We start from the raw sequence: 17052 nt of genomic DNA on the forward strand, positions 1-17052 counted from the left end.
ATGACGGCCAAGGAAACGAAATTTGACACGGACACGGATGTGGATTCGGACGCAGGCGAACTTTCGATCGACCGGATCATCACCGCACCCAACGGCGACGACGTCGAGATCGTCGACGACAAGGCACTGCCGGAGATCCTGCTCGATCACGTCGAGAAACACGGTACCGACATCGCCCTGCGCTGGAAACAGTACGGTGTCTGGCAGGAGTTCACCTGGGAAGAGTACTACGACCGAGTGAAGTGGTTTGCACTCGGACTGGATGACATCGGGTTTGGCGAGGAAGACGTCCTGTTCACCATCGGGTACAACCGCCCACACCAGCTGTGGTCGTGGATGGCTGCACAGTCGCTCGGTGGCATTGCCGCGCCGAACTACGAGGAGATGCTTCCCGAGGACATCGGCAAGCAGCTTGACCTCATTGAGCCGACGGTCGCCTACGCCGAAGACCAGGAGATGGTCGACAAGCTGCTCAAGGTGACGGATATGGCCGAGTCGCTCGAGACGATCGTCTACCGCGACGAGCGAGGGATGTTCCGCTACGGTGACGAGGAAGACGTCGAGATCGTCTCTTATGACGAGATCGAATCCCGCGGCCGAGAACGGCTGGACACCGGAGACGTGACCGACAGCTACCTGGCCGATCGGATCTCGAATATCGACCCGCAGCTGCTGGCGATGCTGTCGCCGACCAGCGGGACGACCGGGATGCCGAAACGCGTCAAACTCAGCCACTTCAACTTCCTCAACCTCGCGAAGGCGGCTATCGAGATCGATCCGCTCCCGAAAGAAAGCGATTACTTCTCGTATCTCCCGATGGCGTGGGTCGGTGAGCAGATGATCCTGATCGCCGCGGCGTTCGTCGGCGGTTGGACTGCTAACTTCCCGGAAGAGCCGGCTACAGAGTCGGAGGACCTCCGGGAGATCGGCCCCGAGATCATCTTCTCGTCGCCGCACTCCTACGAAGGATGGGTCGCCGACATCAAGGCCAAAATCGAGAACACCAGCCGACTGAAACGCTGGGTGTACGACAAGGCGATGAGTGTTGGCGACCGGTACGCCGAGTACATAAGCGGTGACAAAAGCGGCGAGGAACCGCCGATGTCGCTGAAGGTGCTGCACTGGCTGTCCTACTGGGCGGCCTACAGACCGATCCTCGACAAGATCGGTCTCAAGCGTGCGAAGAACGTGTACACCGGTGGTGGCCCACTCGGCGAAGACCACTTCCAGTACTACCATGCACTGGGCGTCCCGCTGAAACAGATCTGGGGCCAGTCCGAGGTGTGCGGGTTCGTGACGATGCACCGTGACGGCGACATCGACATCGACACGGTGGGAGAAGTGTTCCCGAACGTCGAGGTCGGTATCACGACGAGCGGGGAACTCGTCGTTCGCGGCCCTGTCGCGACGAGCGGCTACTACAACCAGCCCGAAAAAACCGAGAGCGCCCTTGAGGACGGATGGCTCCACACCGACGACTTCGGTGCGCTTACCGAAGACGGTCACGTCAAGGTGTTCGATCGGATGGACGACGTGCTGGAACTCTCGGATGGCACGCCAATCGCACCTATCAGCGTCGAGACGAAGCTGAAGTTCAACCCTTACATCAAGGAGGTGCTGGTCGTCGGCGACGGACGAGAGTCACTGTCGGCGATTATCAACATCCGCTACGACAACGTCGCAGAGTGGGCAGATCAGCGTGATATTCAGTACACTGGTTACCGCGACCTGACGCAAAAACCTGAGGTACTGGAACTCATTCGGGGCGTCGTCGAAGAGACGAATGAACGGCTCGACGACGTCGAGATCACGAGTTTCGTCAACCTCTTCAAGGAGTTCGACGCCGACGACGGCGAACTCACTCGAACTGGAAAGATCCGTCGCGAAGTGGTCACCGAACGCTACGATCAGCTCCTCGATGGAATCTTCGCGGAACAAGAGACCGTTGAAATGGACCTTACAATCACCTACCAGAATGGGAAAGAATCGCGCGAGCACGGTGAGATGCGTGTCATCGACGTCGACCAACCGGTTGCTGGCACGGTCGACGGAGGGCAGCTCGATGGTTGACGTCAGCACCATCTTCAGCATCACGGTGGCTGGAATCGGCCTCGGCGCGTTGTACTCGCTCGTGGCGATGGGCTTTTCGCTCATCTACAAGGTCACTGGCGTGCTCAACTTCGCACAGGGGCAGTTGGCACTCATCGGTGCCTACGGTGTCGTGATCTTCGCGACACCATCGATTCTGGGCCTGAACTTACCGGCCACCGTCGCGATACTGGCTACTATCATCCTCGGGTTCGTGCTCGGACTCGTGCTCGAACGCGTGATCTTCCGCCACTTCATCGGCGAACCCGTGCTGTCGGTTATCATCGTGACGCTCGCGCTCGGTGGGATCTTCAGTGGCCTGTTGCGGTTCCTGGTCGGCCCGAACTTCCGGTCGTACCCGGCCGCGCTCAAGCCGGGATGGAGTGTCCAGCTCCCGCTCGGAGCGTCGATCGGTGCTTCGTTCACGCTCGGCGTCATCCTGTCGCTGGCGGTCGTCATCTCGCTGATGCTGTTCTTCCGGTACACGGTGACCGGTTCGATCCTGCGAGCCGCAGCAGCCGACGAGCAAGCGGCGATGGTGCTTGGCGTCTCCATCGAGCGGACCATCATCATCTCGTGGGCGCTGTCGATCGTCATCACTGCGATCGGTGGTATTCTGCTGGCGATGGCCAGCGGTGGCGCAGGCTTTACCATCGAGGCAGTTGGCATCATCATCTTCGCTGCGGTGGTCTTCGGCGGACTCGACAGCATCCCTGGTGCGTTCCTGGGTGCACTCGTTGTTGGCCTCCTCCAGGAGTACGGTGCCTTCTACGTGACCGATATTATCGGTCCCGGCGCTGGCGAGATCCTTCCGATGATCTTCCTGCTGGTGGTTATCCTGATCAAGCCACACGGACTGTTCGGAACGGAACGTATCGAGCGGATCTAACAATGACGGCGAGACCAATGACAACGACACACTACGTCCCGACACACGCACAGTACTGCAACACATCACGGGGTAAGGGAGGCATCCATGCCCTGCGGTGAGTACTTCACTAGCTACGAGAGCCGAATGGGACTGTTCCGCTGGCGGACCCAGCGGATCGCCCTGGTGCTCGGCCTCCCGATTCCGTTTATCCTCCCGTTCGCGTTACACGGCGGGCTGATATCGACGATCACGCAGATATACATCTTCACTATCGCGGTCCTCGGCCTGAACGTCATCCTGGGTTACGCAGGTGAGATCGTTCTCGCCCAAGGAGCGTTCATGGCCATCGGTGCCTACACGACGAGTCAGATTCTGGCCGATGGCCTGTTCGGCATCCAGATCGGGTTACTGCCGGCGATGGTCGTCGGTGGTCTGCTCGCCGGTTCTGTAGCCGTGCTGTTTGGCATCCCGTCGTTCCGCGTGAAGGGGTTCTACATCGCGATCTCCACGCTCGCACTGCAGTTCATCTCCGAGTGGTTCTTCAACAACGGCCAACTAGAGTGGCTCCACGGTGGCACCCAGCAGACGATGCCGTTCGAAGTCGGACTCGTCGGGCAATGGCTCACCATCACGGGTACCGATATGGAACTGTACTTCATGTCGCTAGTGCTCATGTTACTGTTCGCGATGGTTTCACTCAACCTCAGCCGGAGTGGGACTGGGAAGGTATTCCGGGCAATCCACGACAACGACCTGTCCGCCGGTGTCCTCGGAATCAACGTCTTTCGGAACAAGCTACTGGCGTTCGCGCTCGGCGGTTTCATGGTCGGCGTGGCCGGGGGACTGTTCGGCTACTACATCGGCTTCATTAGCCCAGGCTATTTCACGCTGGACCTGACGCTTCAGCATTACGTGATGTTACTGTTTGGCGGGCTCGGCCGCGTCTGGGGTGCGATGCTCGGCGTTGGTGTCGTGACGACACTGCAGGAGTTCCTCCAGGGGTTCCTGCAGTCGGTCGCATCTAACGCGACGTCGCTCGAGCCGGTGTTCTTCGGCGTCATCATCATCGTGGTGCTGGCCGTCGAGCCGAAAGGAATCCTCGCAGCACTGGGCCAGATAAAAGACTACCTGCGGAACTGGCCCTTCGCCTACTGATACGGTCTGCTGTAACGATTTCCCGGCGCACTCAGGACGGGTCGCGAGTGCGCCGGAACTGACTGATAGTAGTGCGTCAGTGTGATGGTTCTTCCCACACTATGTCACCAATATTTAACTAACGATTGGATTTATATATCGAGTTCCCGTAATCTCTTGTGATGTATGATTCCGCCACGTTGCACGCCGTTCAACAGCAGTTAGCACGCGCCACAGGCTTCGATTTCTATGAGACACGGCTGGCGGAGGCCGATGTCGATCCGACAGCGATCGACTCGTGGGAGGCGTTCAGGGAACTCCCGTTCACGACGGGACCAGCGCTGGAAGCTGACCTCGAGGAAGAACCACCGACTGGCTCCCTGTACGAGGAGTCGGCCATGGTGACGTTTTCGCCGATGGGCGAGGGACTGGCACCCGTGTTCGACACCCGTGAGGACCTCGAACATCAAGCGTCTGTCAACGCCGACGTGTTCGAACGGGTCGGGATCGAATCCGGCGACCGCGTGGTCAATACGTTCGGCTACCAGTTGTTCGGGACCGGATACGTTATTCACCGGGCGTTAGAGGACCTCGGCGCAGAGGTATTCCCGCTCGGTCCTGGCGACTCCGAGCAGGCCGCAGACGTCATCACGGAGTACGATGTCGACGCGCTCATCGGCAATCCGAGCTTCGCGCTGAAGATCGGTGACGCAGGTGGTCAGGTCGACACGTTTGTGGGGGCTGGCGAACCCTTCACGTCCGTTCCCGGCCGGCGAGCAGCAGTCAAAGAAGCACTCGATGCCTCGACGGCGACCGATTACTTCGGAACCCGTCACATCATGCCTGTCGCTGCCGAAACGGACGCCGAAGACGGACTCCACGTCGTCGATGACTATGCCATCGTCGAGATAATCGACCCAGACACGGGCGAGGTTCTCGGCGAGGGAGAACGCGGTGAAGTCGTCGTCACCCATGTCAAAAAAGAGGGACTGCCACTGATCCGCTATCGGACGGGCGATCTCGCCGAACTCGAACAGCGCGGTGATGCGGTCGTCATGCCCGACGGCGTCATCGGCCGCACCGACGAACGACTCAAGGTCAAAGGGGTGAAGGTCTACCCCGAGAGCATCGAGACGGTACTCGCAGCGTTCGACGGTCTGACAGGCGAGTACCGCATCGAAGTCGATCAGAATGGATCCACCGACCATCTGACCATCGTCTGTGAAGGTGCCGCTGACGAGGACGACCTGACAAGCGAACTCGGCGACCGACTGCTAATCACACCTGATACGGTCGAACTCGTCGAGAAATTAAAGCCAGGTGATAGTATCGTCGATAATCGGTACTGATCGCTCGTCCAAGAACCGCTTTGCAGGCCGCAAAAACGTCTCGTGGAGTATAAGCTATTTTCACATCAGATAATTCCAGCAGTATGCGTAGCTCTGCAACCATGCTTTGGCGGTTACTGGATCGGTATTCCTGAGCCTCATGAATTGGATCCAAAAAGCCGAGCTACAGCAGACAGCGGGAACCAACCGGATCGCGTCGCGGTTGATGAAAGGCTAACTCATTTGTGTTCATTGAGTCGCACCGCGAAACCGTTCAGGGAGACCGGCCCGCTCGACGAACAACGTGACTGCAAAGCCGATGATACTGCCGAATACACCGGCGTCAATGAAGAGTAAAAGGCCTCCAATAATGAGCCCAAGTCCGATGACGAGAGGAACACAAAGCAGAACGACACCGGTTGCAACGTAACTGAGGCGTCTTCGCTGCTCTTTGGAAATTCGATCACGGATACTCCACGTGATTGGACCGAAGATGAGAGCTGTCACGACAGCGAATGCTAGAACCAATCCCCAGGGACTTGACTCGTATTCAACGATGCGCATTCCTGTGAGGAGAGCGGCGATACCCAGTAACCCTAGTTGTATCAGTTGCCGTGATCGATGTGACGTCAATCGGAACATATCTCGATATCGTCTTACGCCGGCAGGCAACTTTAGTATATTTGATAGCTCGGGGAATATCACAGCCTCCAATAAAAAATTCGTTGTGCTGACCATAGTCGTCGGACTTTCGGTGGGCGGATTCGCTCGCTGCTCACAGATAGTGAAAGATCGGTTCGTAGTTTGAGGACGGAACTGAGACCGGCTCGAGTAGCGAGAGTGAAATATGCGATTTCAGTTACGTTGGTGAGACGCCACGGCTCGAGAGACAGGCTACTGTCTGTGATCATGTCTGATTGTACTCAGTTCTAACATCGTAACAGATCATAGAGGTGTGAAGTGACGATTCAGTTGTCGACGGTTTTGTATGGCGACAACAGTTCGAGAACGAAGGGATACGTTGTCTGAGTTCGCGAGAAATGTGTTCATCAGCATTCCAATTTCCGTGGTTCTCGCCTCGAGATCGGAGCCCGTACCGACGGAGTGCGGTCTGACACTGTGTTATTCGATTAATGAGAAACACACAGAATCGAGATCCTATTTCTCAGTGAGTGTCTGGAGAATCCGTTCTGCCAAAATGTTGTAGTCGTCGAATGCGGCCGTATGTGGGGAGTTTTGTTCCTTTGTGAGCCAACAGCGACGTACAGCCAATAGCGGTAATCAACATGTTGAATCACGGTTTTGCTGACTGCAATGGAGCCGAAATTACGTCAACTGTCGGCTGGAGATCGAATTTGTGGATCCAATTATGAGCGACCTTTCGACTGCGTTTGGTACCGAACTTCTCGAGTTTTTAAACAGTATATGAAAGAGACAATACAGCAGAGGAGGGGTCGAATATTACACTCCATCGGCTGGCGTAGTGTCTGCTCTCGCCCCCACAACAATCGATTCTCCTTTCACGCACAACGAAACACCGCCGGCTTTACCACCGGGAGTTTTAACCCAGATAACAACCATATTCCTACGATGCCCATCGCGGACGAAATACTTCGTGTCGATCTCGCTGCAGAACGCGTGACGAGCGAGGAGATACCCGAACAATGGCTCGAGCGATATGTCGGGGGAAAGGGAATCGGTGCTCGCTATCTCTACGAGAAGTTAGAGTCGGGGACGGATCCGCACTCACCGGCGAACATCCTGCTGTTCGTGGTGGGTCCGCTCACCGGGTACACGCCCGGTGACCAGCGGTACGCAGCTATCACGAAGTCTCCGCTGACGGGCACGTTTCTCGACTCCTACGCTGGCGGTACGTTTCCCGCTCTGCTAGCCGGGTCTCTGGATAACCAGATGGGCGTGCTGGTGACCGGCGAGGCCGACCAGCCGGTCGTGCTCTCGATCGACGGGGGCGAGGCGACCCTCGAGCCCGCCCCTGATCTCTGGGGACTCGACGCCAGGGAAACGTGCGAGCAGTTTCCCGACGCCGCCGTCGCCTGTGTGGGTCCCGCCGGAGAAGCCGGCGTCCAGTACGCGACGATCGCCTCCGACGGCGGCGATCACCACGCCGGCAGGGGTGGGGCAGGAACCGTAATGGGCGCGAAGAAGCTCAAGGCCGTCGTTGTCTACGGATCGGAGCCGGAACCCGAACGCGGGAAGCTGGCCGACCTCCGACGACGGAGCGAGGAAGCCTTTGCCGACAGCGACGTCGGCCGCTGGCTCGCCGCCAGTGAGACGGTAGAAACCGTCGACTTTGCGAACGAGGTTGGAGCGTTACCGACCCACGGCTGGCAAGCGGGCCGCTTCGAAGGCGCTGACGAGATCGGTATCGAACGAGTCCGTGAAGCGGCAACCGGTCGGGAACGTCCCGATGATCCCGTTCCCGGTGGATTTTGCGTCGACAGCGACGAGGGCGAGAGCGTCCCCCGCGGGGCAACACCGATCGTCCTCGGGGCTGGACTCGGTATCGACGACTGGAACGCCGTCGCAACGCTTGGAACGATCTGTGATCGACTCGGGATGGACGTCATTACGGTGGGCAACGCGGTCGCCTGGGCGGTCCGGGCGAGTCAGGAGGGGCTGATCCATCGTGACCTCGAGTTCGGTGACGAGGAAGCCGTACGGACGCTTATCGAAGAGATCGCCACCCGATCGACCCCGCTCGGCGACGCACTCGCCGGGGGCGTCGCGGGCGCGGCCCAGCGGTTCGGCGGCGACGACCTGATTCCGACTGTGAAGGGCATGGAACTGTCGTCGTACGACCCGCGTAGCGCCGAAACCATGGCACTGGCATACGCCACCAGCGACCGGGGAGCCTGCCATCGCCGCGCTCGTCCGGTCGAACTCGAGACCGTCTCGGGCGACCACCGGAGCGTTCACGAGCGAGTGCGCTCCGTCGTCGCCGAGCAGAACCGTCGGGCAGTCCTGTGGAGTCTCATCGCCGACGACTTCCTCGAGGAGGTTCTGCGGCCGGACACTGTCGTGGAGTGGCTCACCGCTGTCGGCTACGACCTCGAGGCCGATGACCTGGCACTGGCCGGCGAGCGGATCTGGACGCTGGTCCGGCTGTTCAACGTCCGCGAGGGGTTCACGCGTGAGGACGACGAACTGCCGACGACGCTGACCGAGCCGATCGAGGGCGGCCCGAAAGACGGCAACGCTATCGATCCCGACGCGTTCGACGTGTTACTCGATCGCTACTACGCCATCCGCGACTGGGACCAGCAGGGTCGACCGACCGCTGCGCTCCTTCGCCGGCTCGATCTCGCTACCGTGCCCGACGAGGAAACGCCGGTCTCACGGGTATCCGAAGACACTCCGTAAGTCGAAGTCAGTCAATCGTTCGTATGGATCGGCTACCGGCGTGGCTGATCCGAACGCTTGCGATCTTGTACTCGGTGGGAATATCCAGAAGGATCGACTGCTGTGTCTCGGTTTCTGCCTGTCGGTCGGGTGAGCGAGGAGCCGAAATCGAACCCTGTCTAGCGCCCTGACGAGGCAAAATATTAATACTCGCCGTTGCTTGTCCCGAAGTGTGTCCAACGATCAACCTGTCTTCGATTACGCAGCTTCTGCCCCGTGGGCGCAAGTCGTCAGGGCCTACGGAGGAAGCGACGAGCTGAATCGTGCGATTGAAGAAATGGTCGCCGACGGGAAGCGCAGAGACGAGTGCTGGGAAGCGATCTGGGATCGCGAGGTGAGACGGTTCGAGCGCGATCCGGAGTTTCGGGATACCGTAAAGGATATCTACGAGACCGCGGGCGTGAATCTGCTTAGCGTCACGCCGTGGGTCCACGATTCGTCTCTTTCCGAACGGGTCGGTCAACGACGTGACCTCTCTCGCTGGCAGGCACGGTTCGAGGCCGCAGACTGGCTCCAGAAGGTGACGTCTCCCCGCGAGGCACGACGCGTGCCGGAAGACGGCGACGTCGGAATCGTCCTGAACACGCAAAACGTCGGCGCGGCTATCGACGGCTCCGTCGACGAGGTTGACGTGTTGTACAACGAGGGTGTCCGGATCTTCCAGCTAACGTACAACCGCCAGAACCTACTCGCGACCGGCTGTAACGATCCGTCCGACGGAGGGCTCTCGACGTTCGGGAGGGACGTCGTCGATCGGATCAATCGGCTGGGTGGAATCGTCGATCTCTCTCACTGCGGGAAACGGACGACGCTCGACACGATCGAGTACTCCGAAGACCCGGTCGCGGTCACACACGCCGGCTGTCAGACCGTGTTCGATCACTACCGGGGGAAATCCGACGAAGAGATCGAAGCGCTGGCGGCGGTAGATGGTTACATGGGTATCGTCGGTCTGCCGTGGTTCATCGCTCCGGCCGGCGAGCGGCCCGATCTGGATGTCTTCGTCGATCACGTCGTCCACGCGGCCTCGATCCTCGGCGTCGAGAACGTTGGCATCGGAACCGATTTCTTCCCGGCGGACAGCCTGTTCCCGGACGTGTTACTGGAGTACTACAAGCAACACATCATCGAACTCGGGTTCGATCGAGAAAAAGTCGAACGCCGGACGATTGCAGCCGGTATCGACGACTTCGTGACCTACGAGGATTGGCCGGCCGTTCGGCGCGCGCTCGAGGAACGGTTCACGACGTCGGAAGTCGAGGGCATCTTGGGCGAGAACTTCATCGATTTCTGGGAACGCGTCACGGACCGCCGGTAGACCGACTGCCGTAACGGTCCGAATTCGTACCGTCGTGAAAGAGCGGTTGCTACTTCGCTACCCGGGATATGCAAATACCGAATCGAAATTAGCGAATAAAACGATACTCTTCGTCCGGAACGTTCGACAGAGCAGTTCCGTTCCAAACCGAAGTTACATACATAGATCTGTAAAGGATGGCTGGAATAGATTAGATTGAGTGATAATATTCCAGGCTTGGATTACAGATATAGTTTTGTAAAGCAAGGCCACGAACATGCTCGACTGAGCGACGTCATTCCGAAGGGAGGTATATCTGCTAGGTCTGCACGGGATCGCCAGGACTATGCCAGCTGATACCGTATCTCTGTAAAGTGTAATAAATACTATTGTTATGCAAATACCGAACTAGAGTTTATTGATCTATATTCAGAGGAGGCTGTAACCCAAGTGCTTTTACTGTGGTAGTCGTATACACTTCCTATGGGAATCCGCTCTGATCCGGAACGGTCCGTGAAAACGGCCGACAACGTGTTCGAACTGATCGATGTCATGCGACGGCTCGAAGGAGGGACGGTGTCCGAAATAACCGACGAGGTGGATCTCGCACGGAGCACTGTGCACGCATATCTCTCGACGATGGCAAAACACGGATACGTGGACAAGAAGGGAGACGCCTACGAACCGAGTTTGAAGTTCCTCGAGCTCGGGATAGAGGCACAACTCCGGGAGCCCCTCACCCAGGCGTCGAAACCGGTCGCCGAGGAGATTGCGGCGGAGACTGGGGAGGTTGCGTGGATCATCGTCGAGGAACACGGACAGGCCGTCTATCTGCTGAACAGTGAAGGGGAAAACGCGGTGCAAAGCCGTGGGAGAGTTGGGAAACGCACGTCGATGCACGACATCGCCGCGGGCAAAGCGATTCTCGCGCACCTCCCGGAGGAGCGAATTGAGAGTATTATCGACAGTTACGGGTTGCCAGAGCGCACGGAGAACACGATCACCGACCGCGAAGACCTGTACGAAGAACTCGCGCTTATCAGGGACCAGGGGTACGCCGTCAACGACGGCGAAACGATCGAGAACCTTCGAGCGGTCGCCAGTCCGATCATGCACGGCGGCAGTGTGTGCGGCGCCGTCGGGATCGCGGGCCCGCGAAACAGGATGACGGACGATGTCCTGTACGACGTGTATCCGAGTCTCCTTCTCGAGGCGTCGGATACGATCGGGCTCGAGATGACGTATTCCTGAACAGCCGCGGCTGGTAGTGCGACTGTCGCGCGATCGAAACGGTCTGTTGCTGTTTGCTCGGATCGAGGCCCGAACGGTTAGTTCGAGTATCCCACCGACCGGTTATGCGAACCGAACTCCCTGTCTAGGTAGATCCCGTTATCGTCGGTGGCGGAATCGCCGGAACGAGTACCTGCTTCTTCTGTCCGAGCCGAACTTTCCGCCCCTTCTCTGGCCACCGCCGCATAATGGATAGTAATGCTTTTTTAGGAGAACTGAATCTGTGCCACCATGGAGCATATAGAAACAGATGCGGCGCCGTCATTCGACGGGCTTCCGATCGGACAGGCTACGAAACATGGCAACTCGATCTACCTTGCACAGTCGCCGCGGGACCCGGAAACCGGGGAAGTGGTCAGTCATGACCCCGGCGAACAGACTGAACAGATCTTCGAGAACATCGAGGCGATCCTTTCGGCCGCGGATTCGAGCTGCGAAGAGATCGTAAAAGCGACCGTCTACGTCACCGACATCGACGACTTAGGCGCCGTCAACGAGGTCTACGGGGAGTACGTCGGCGAACCGTTCCCAGCGCGGTGTGCTGTCGAGGTTGACAATCTGGCGGGCGACATCAAGGTCGAAATCGACATCGTCGCGGCGGCCTAAGTCGGCCGTCGGTCACTTTTCGTAATCGCTGATTCGACCCGGTAATCATGCCGCTTGCAACGATAGCATCGCCGTTGACGCACGATATCTCGTCTGAGGACAGCTACCTCTGATCCCTGTCGATTGTGCGATAGCGGTGGACGACATCGTGCTCGCCCGATGCCTTCTGCCGGAAAGAAGGGAATCAACCGGCGTCGAATAAGATCTGGGGAGAGCTCGGGATACGTACTCTCACGTGTATTCCGATAACTTCATCAGTGGAGAGATGTCTCTCGGTTTCTCGGCGTACCCGAACACGGATGGGTAAAATATATATGTGTGGGCCATAAGCCATGAACTATAATCCGGTATGTCAATGGAAGGCAAAGGAGCGGTAAGACGGTTCGTTGAAGAGATCGACCCGATCCCATTCATCGTCGGAGCAGGAGTGACGCTGGTGTTTATCGTCATGGCGGCGGTACGGACGGAATGGGTCCAAGAACAGATCAACTCGGCCTTCGTCATCTTCGGCGAGGGGCTCGCCTGGCTGTACCTCTACTCGGTGTTCATTATCGTCCTCATCGGGCTCTGGCTGATGTTCAGCAAGTACGGGAGCATCAAACTCGGCGACGGCGACCCCGAGTACAGCTACTTCTCGTACTTCGCGATGTTCTGGTCAGCCGGACTCTCGGCCGGAATCGTCTTTTTCGGCCCAGTCGAGTCGTTGCTCCACTATTCGAACCCACCTGCGCTCTTCGGCGGTATCGAGGGAGGGACCCAGGAAGCCATCGTCCCGGCGATCGCGTACTCGATCTTCCATTACGGGATCAGCGCGTGGGCGGGCTATCTCGCGATCGGGATTCCCATCGCGTACTACTGTTACAGGGAGGGTGCACCGTTCCGGACATCGACGATACTGTATCCGGTCCTGGGGGAGGACGGACTCGACGGTGTCGTCGGGAAGACAATCGACACGCTGGCCGTGATCGCCACCCTCGGTGGTATCGCGACCGGACTGGGGTTTATCGCGACGCAGCTGTTGACCGGGGTCGAGTTCCAGACCGGGATCGGCTTCGGCGATGCTGAGACGGTGCTGGCGGTCGCCGGGATTACTGTGATCTTCGTCACTTCGCTGCTGCTCGGGGTTGACCGAGGCATTCGGCGACTGTCCGATTTCAACCTCGGCATGATGGGACTGCTCCTCGGTGTCGCGCTGGTCCTGGGCCCGACCCTCGCAGTCCTGAATACCGGAGCGATGTCCGTCGGGACGTACGCGGATAATTTCTTCCGGATGAGCCTGTTCTCCGGAGCCGGAACGGAGGGAGGTGCCACCTGGACGTCGTTCTGGACGGTGTTTTACTGGTCGTGGTGGATCGCCTGGGCACCGTTCGTCGGACTGTTCCTGGCACGTATCTCCAAGGGACGAACGATCAGGGAGGTCGTCTTCACGGCGTTTATCGCCATGACGACCGTCTCGGTCGTGTGGTTCTCCGTGGTCGGTGGCGCGTCGGTCTGGCTCCAGCATCTCGGCGTCGTCGACATCCTCGGTGCGATCGAACAGTACGGCGATGGCGTCTCCGGCTACGTGCTCTTCGGTTCGCTACCGCTCGGTGAACTCTGGACAGTGGTCTTTTTCACCCTCGTCGTGACGTTTTTCGCAACGTCAGCCGACTCGTCGACGCTCGCGGTCGCGATGCTCACGACCGGCGGAAAGGCCGATCCATCCAGGCTCAACCGGCTGTTCTGGGGTGTGCTCCAGGGAATCATCGCTTCGATTCTCGTCGTCCTCGGCGGCGCCGAAGCGCTCCGATCGTCGGTCATCATCACCGGCGCGCCGTTCGCGGTAGTCTGTCTCGTCGCCATGCTCCTCTTCGCTCGGCAACTCGGTAAGGAACACGGGAGCAGTCTATTCCAAGACGGCGCCACGTGGTTCCGCCATCCCGAACGACAGGAGACGGATGAGATCGTGACCACGAAGAACGTAACCGACGACGACTGACGTCCGTCCCATTGGATGACACCGCTCGCGACAGTCCCCCGATCGCTCACCAACTGGACGGAATCGATTTCCCAGGAAACACCGATAGACGAAAGATATTAACCCGAAAACCCTCAACACAGTTCGTGATAGATTCCATGCAAGGGAAACACTCGTGTACACCGGATTCGCTGCGCGATCCGGCGAATTTGATGCGTCCCGAGCGACTGGGCGCGCTCAAACAGACGCGGTTGAGTTTTGCGCGTTTATTGATCGATCGAATGGTAGACGAGGGGTGGGACGTGCGTCTGGAGCGTGTCGACATCGACGAGGAAGGCGTCGGCCGCTTCGTGTACGCTATCGAAACGCCGTCGCGCCGGTTCTCCTTTGGCGTTTTTTCGAGAACCTCGAGCGACGACGAGAATACTGATCGGATCATCGCCCAGGAGTGGGACATGTGGGCGTTCCTCTGTGAAGGGGAGGTGAGCCCGGCGTTCATGGAGGCTCAGTACGAGGAACTCCCGAAGGTGATCGAGGGCCGTGCCGGTCCCGAGGTCCTGATCTGGGTGCGAGCGAACCGCAGTTCGCGCTTCTTCGATCACGTCGTCGATTCGCTCGCCGCTGGTCACCAGCCCGACATCGACTTTCTGTCCGAGGGAGGGTACCTGATGCGGTCGTCCGGCTACTACGGGAACGGTCACAACGCCACCAAGATGTTCTCGGCGATGGACGACGACCACCCGCTGAAAGCGCCGTATTTGCCGCAGATGCTCGCCGTCTACATGCTGCGGGTCTTCGGATACGACCTGGCCGAAGAGATGGCGGCCGCCCGGAGTTCCGAGGCCGTCTCTCTGGACGACGATATCAAACGCTATCTCGGGACGGGCAACTCCTCCGGGGTCGGCTGTATCATGTACGTGGTGAACCACCCACGGCAGATCAACGCGTGGCTTCGAGCCAGAGAGGTCGCCCTGGCCCGGGCAAAGGGGAACGAAGCCACCGACGCCGACCTCGAGCGGTTCACCGAGGTCCTCGCGAGGGCAAAGCAGTGGTTCTCCGAGGACAACAGTGAGACGAACGAGTACTTCATGTCGAAAGATAGGATCGCCGAGGGCCTGGATCGGATCGAACGAACGGTCGAGACGCTCGAGAGCGACGGAACGACCCTGTGGAAGCGGCTGTGTACTTGGGCCGAACGCGAGTTGGAAGCGGAAACGCAGGAAGTGCTCCACTCGTTGCTGCTCGACGTCTACCCGGACGCATCTCGCGGCCTCGAGTCGGCGTTGATCACCTCCGAGAAGACGGACCTCGTCCCCGAGATGCGGATCGCCACCCTCCAGTCGTACATCGACTCGAGCTACCAGTGGGCGCTCGACATCGACTTCGGCGAGCCAGGCGCTCAGCGGCGCTTCTGGTACCGATCGGTGGACAACGAGGAGCCACGGATCGGGATCCGGGGCGAACACGACGCCGAGGAGTACGAACTTCCCGTCGACATCGCCCGTCAGGTCCAGGGGCTCGAGCGTGACCTCCAGGAGTGGTCGCCGACGGACACCGTCGCGGAGTTCCTGTTTTCCTATCCTGAACACCGGTCGATCGTCGAGCGGATACAGAGCTTGCACGGCCTTCCCTACGCGGAGGTCCGGGGCAATCCGCTGGACGGGGATTTCGTCCCGTTGTATTTCATCTCCCTTCTCAAATCGTTCTGGGGCATCTCGAAGACCCATCCCAAGTCCATGGGCTGGGTACGGGGCACGTTCTTCCAGGGAGCCCCGCTGGTCTCGGAGCTAGACGGCGAGGAGGCGCCGTACTGGACGTATCCATCACGGCCCGAACGAGCCGACCAATGGAGGGGAGACGAATGATTTTGAGTGTCAGGGAGGTTCACCGGCTCTCCCAGCGGTGCTTCTGGGCTGCGGGCTGCTCCGAAGCGAACGCCAAGGCGAACGCGAAGTCTATCTGGTGGGCAGAATCCTATAAGGGATCGGGTCTCACGACCCTCCATACGCTCTTAGACGAACTCGAGGATATCGACCCGACGACGATGAGCCTGCGGGAACGCGACTCCATGACGTCCCTTCTCGACGGCGAGAGCCAGCCGGTCGTGGTCTCGAGCACCCCGGCGCTCGATCTGAGCTGTGCGCAGGCCAGCGAACACGGCATTGGAGTCACGCACGTGACGACGGAAGAAGACGATGACAGCCTCCCCACGCTCGGTCATGCCGCCTACCACGCAGCGGAGCGGGGGTACGTTTCCGCGGTGCTGTACGCCGACGGTAGCGGGAACGCGAGGACGGTGCTGGGCACGCCCATGCAACCACTCCCGCTGATCGCTGAGACGGAGATAGAGTCTCCATCAGTGAGCTACGACCGTATCCTGGAGGTGATCGACGCCGGAGCCCACGGACGTCGGCAGACTCCGCTCACGCAGGCGATGTTCGTGAACCCCGCGGAGGACGAGCGCCACTCCACCGCCGACGCACGGTTGCTCGATCGACTCGTCCGGCAGGCGACGGAACCTACAGGAGACGGCCAGGTCGATCAGCCAGGGCTCCTCGTCGTCTGTATCGATCCGTCACATCCGGCCCAGTCCGACGAGGTCGGGAACGTCGTGGAGGGGTTCGTCCGTGACCGAGAGACGGCGTTCACCCAGGTGTTCGATCCGAACACGATCACGGATCGAATCGATACGTTGCTGCAGAACGGCGTCGAAGTCGAGCGGGAGATGTGGCGTGACGTCTTCGAGTTCAGTAACGGCATCCTCGCGCCTCCGTTCGAGGGATCTGAGGAAGGCGCAGGATTCGGCCTGAACGAGCTCGACAAGTAGGCGAAGGTGTGCATTCGAGCATCGTTCGACGTCTCCTCACTTGCTCGTGTCCTTCACGCGATGGTTGACACGCTATCCCGACCGACGGCTTTATGAGACGATCGATGTTATCCGTTCATGATGCCGGCATAGACCGTGGACCTGTCGCCGTACAGTGCGAGTGAGTTCACTTCGGGAGACCCCGGTTCTCACTCACACGGTCGAATCCGGTCACACGCGCCAGGTTAGCGATAT

Annotated in this window: 11 protein-coding genes and 1 pseudogene; 11 read left to right on the plus strand and 1 reads right to left on the minus strand. The window is 59.2% G+C overall.

The window, feature by feature from the left end; all coding sequences use genetic code 11:
• From ACFR99_RS03405 to ACFR99_RS03420, 4 genes are all read left to right on the plus strand, one after another.
• Positions 1-2070, plus strand: a complete 2070-nt coding sequence (locus tag ACFR99_RS03405; RefSeq protein ID WP_390284390.1) for an AMP-binding protein — start codon at positions 1-3, stop codon at positions 2068-2070.
• Positions 2063-2977 (plus strand): branched-chain amino acid ABC transporter permease, encoded by a 915-nt coding sequence (locus ACFR99_RS03410; protein ID WP_390284392.1) that lies wholly within the window; start codon positions 2063-2065, stop codon positions 2975-2977. The genes ACFR99_RS03405 and ACFR99_RS03410 overlap by 8 nt, the downstream gene beginning before the upstream one ends.
• A gap of 87 nt (positions 2978-3064) precedes the next feature.
• Complete coding sequence (locus ACFR99_RS03415; protein ID WP_390284394.1) at positions 3065-4114, plus strand: branched-chain amino acid ABC transporter permease; 1050 nt, start codon at positions 3065-3067, stop codon at positions 4112-4114.
• Between the two features lie 161 nt (positions 4115-4275).
• Positions 4276-5442 carry a phenylacetate--CoA ligase family protein gene (locus ACFR99_RS03420; RefSeq protein WP_390284396.1) on the plus strand — a complete coding sequence of 389 codons (1167 nt, stop codon included), beginning with the start codon at positions 4276-4278 and terminating at the stop codon, positions 5440-5442.
• An 886-nt stretch (positions 5443-6328) separates the two neighbouring features.
• Here ACFR99_RS03420 and ACFR99_RS03425 read toward each other — a convergent pair.
• Positions 6329-6929: pseudogene (locus tag ACFR99_RS03425) on the minus strand (IS6 family transposase).
• Between the two features lie 82 nt (positions 6930-7011).
• Between ACFR99_RS03425 and ACFR99_RS03430 the strand changes: the two are divergent.
• The 7 genes from ACFR99_RS03430 (at position 7012) to ACFR99_RS03460 (ending at position 16818) form a co-directional block, all read left to right on the plus strand.
• The gene (locus ACFR99_RS03430; protein WP_390284398.1) at positions 7012-8802 is read left to right on the plus strand and encodes an aldehyde ferredoxin oxidoreductase family protein; all 1791 of its coding nucleotides are present in this window, start codon (positions 7012-7014) and stop codon (positions 8800-8802) included.
• Between the two features lie 211 nt (positions 8803-9013).
• Positions 9014-10159, plus strand: coding sequence for a dipeptidase (locus ACFR99_RS03435; RefSeq protein WP_390284400.1), 1146 nt, complete (start codon positions 9014-9016; stop codon positions 10157-10159).
• Positions 10160-10621: 462 nt separating this feature from the next.
• Positions 10622-11389 (plus strand): IclR family transcriptional regulator, encoded by a 768-nt coding sequence (locus ACFR99_RS03440; protein ID WP_390284402.1) that lies wholly within the window; start codon positions 10622-10624, stop codon positions 11387-11389.
• A gap of 270 nt (positions 11390-11659) precedes the next feature.
• Positions 11660-12034 (plus strand): RidA family protein, encoded by a 375-nt coding sequence (locus ACFR99_RS03445; protein ID WP_390284404.1) that lies wholly within the window; start codon positions 11660-11662, stop codon positions 12032-12034.
• Between the two features lie 355 nt (positions 12035-12389).
• Complete coding sequence (locus tag ACFR99_RS03450; protein ID WP_390284406.1) at positions 12390-14012, plus strand: BCCT family transporter; 1623 nt, start codon at positions 12390-12392, stop codon at positions 14010-14012.
• A 260-nt stretch (positions 14013-14272) separates the two neighbouring features.
• Entirely contained in the window at positions 14273-15856 is a 1584-nt protein-coding gene (locus ACFR99_RS03455) for a hypothetical protein (protein WP_390284408.1), read from the plus strand.
• Positions 15853-16818, plus strand: a complete 966-nt coding sequence (locus ACFR99_RS03460) for a hypothetical protein (RefSeq protein WP_390284410.1) — start codon at positions 15853-15855, stop codon at positions 16816-16818. Before ACFR99_RS03455 ends, ACFR99_RS03460 begins: the two co-directional genes overlap by 4 nt.
• The last annotated feature ends 234 nt before the right edge of the window (positions 16819-17052 follow it).

The sequence above is a fragment of the Haloarchaeobius amylolyticus genome (assembly GCF_042678045.1).
GTDB classification, from domain to species: domain Archaea; phylum Halobacteriota; class Halobacteria; order Halobacteriales; family Natrialbaceae; genus Natrinema; species Natrinema amylolyticus_A.

Excerpts from the sequence above, each read along its gene's own strand:
- ACFR99_RS03405 (WP_390284390.1), top strand. The coding sequence starts at position 1 with ATGACGGCCAAGGAAACGAAATTTGACACGGACACGGATGTGGATTCG.
- ACFR99_RS03410 (WP_390284392.1), top strand. The coding sequence starts at position 2,063 with ATGGTTGACGTCAGCACCATCTTCAGCATCACGGTGGCTGGAATCGGC.
- ACFR99_RS03415 (WP_390284394.1), top strand. The coding sequence starts at position 3,065 with ATGCCCTGCGGTGAGTACTTCACTAGCTACGAGAGCCGAATGGGACTG.
- ACFR99_RS03420 (WP_390284396.1), top strand. The coding sequence starts at position 4,276 with ATGTATGATTCCGCCACGTTGCACGCCGTTCAACAGCAGTTAGCACGC.
- ACFR99_RS03430 (WP_390284398.1), top strand. The coding sequence starts at position 7,012 with ATGCCCATCGCGGACGAAATACTTCGTGTCGATCTCGCTGCAGAACGC.
- ACFR99_RS03440 (WP_390284402.1), top strand. The coding sequence starts at position 10,622 with ATGGGAATCCGCTCTGATCCGGAACGGTCCGTGAAAACGGCCGACAAC.
- ACFR99_RS03445 (WP_390284404.1), top strand. The coding sequence starts at position 11,660 with ATGGAGCATATAGAAACAGATGCGGCGCCGTCATTCGACGGGCTTCCG.
- ACFR99_RS03450 (WP_390284406.1), top strand. The coding sequence starts at position 12,390 with ATGGAAGGCAAAGGAGCGGTAAGACGGTTCGTTGAAGAGATCGACCCG.
- ACFR99_RS03455 (WP_390284408.1), top strand. The coding sequence starts at position 14,273 with ATGGTAGACGAGGGGTGGGACGTGCGTCTGGAGCGTGTCGACATCGAC.
- ACFR99_RS03460 (WP_390284410.1), top strand. The coding sequence starts at position 15,853 with ATGATTTTGAGTGTCAGGGAGGTTCACCGGCTCTCCCAGCGGTGCTTC.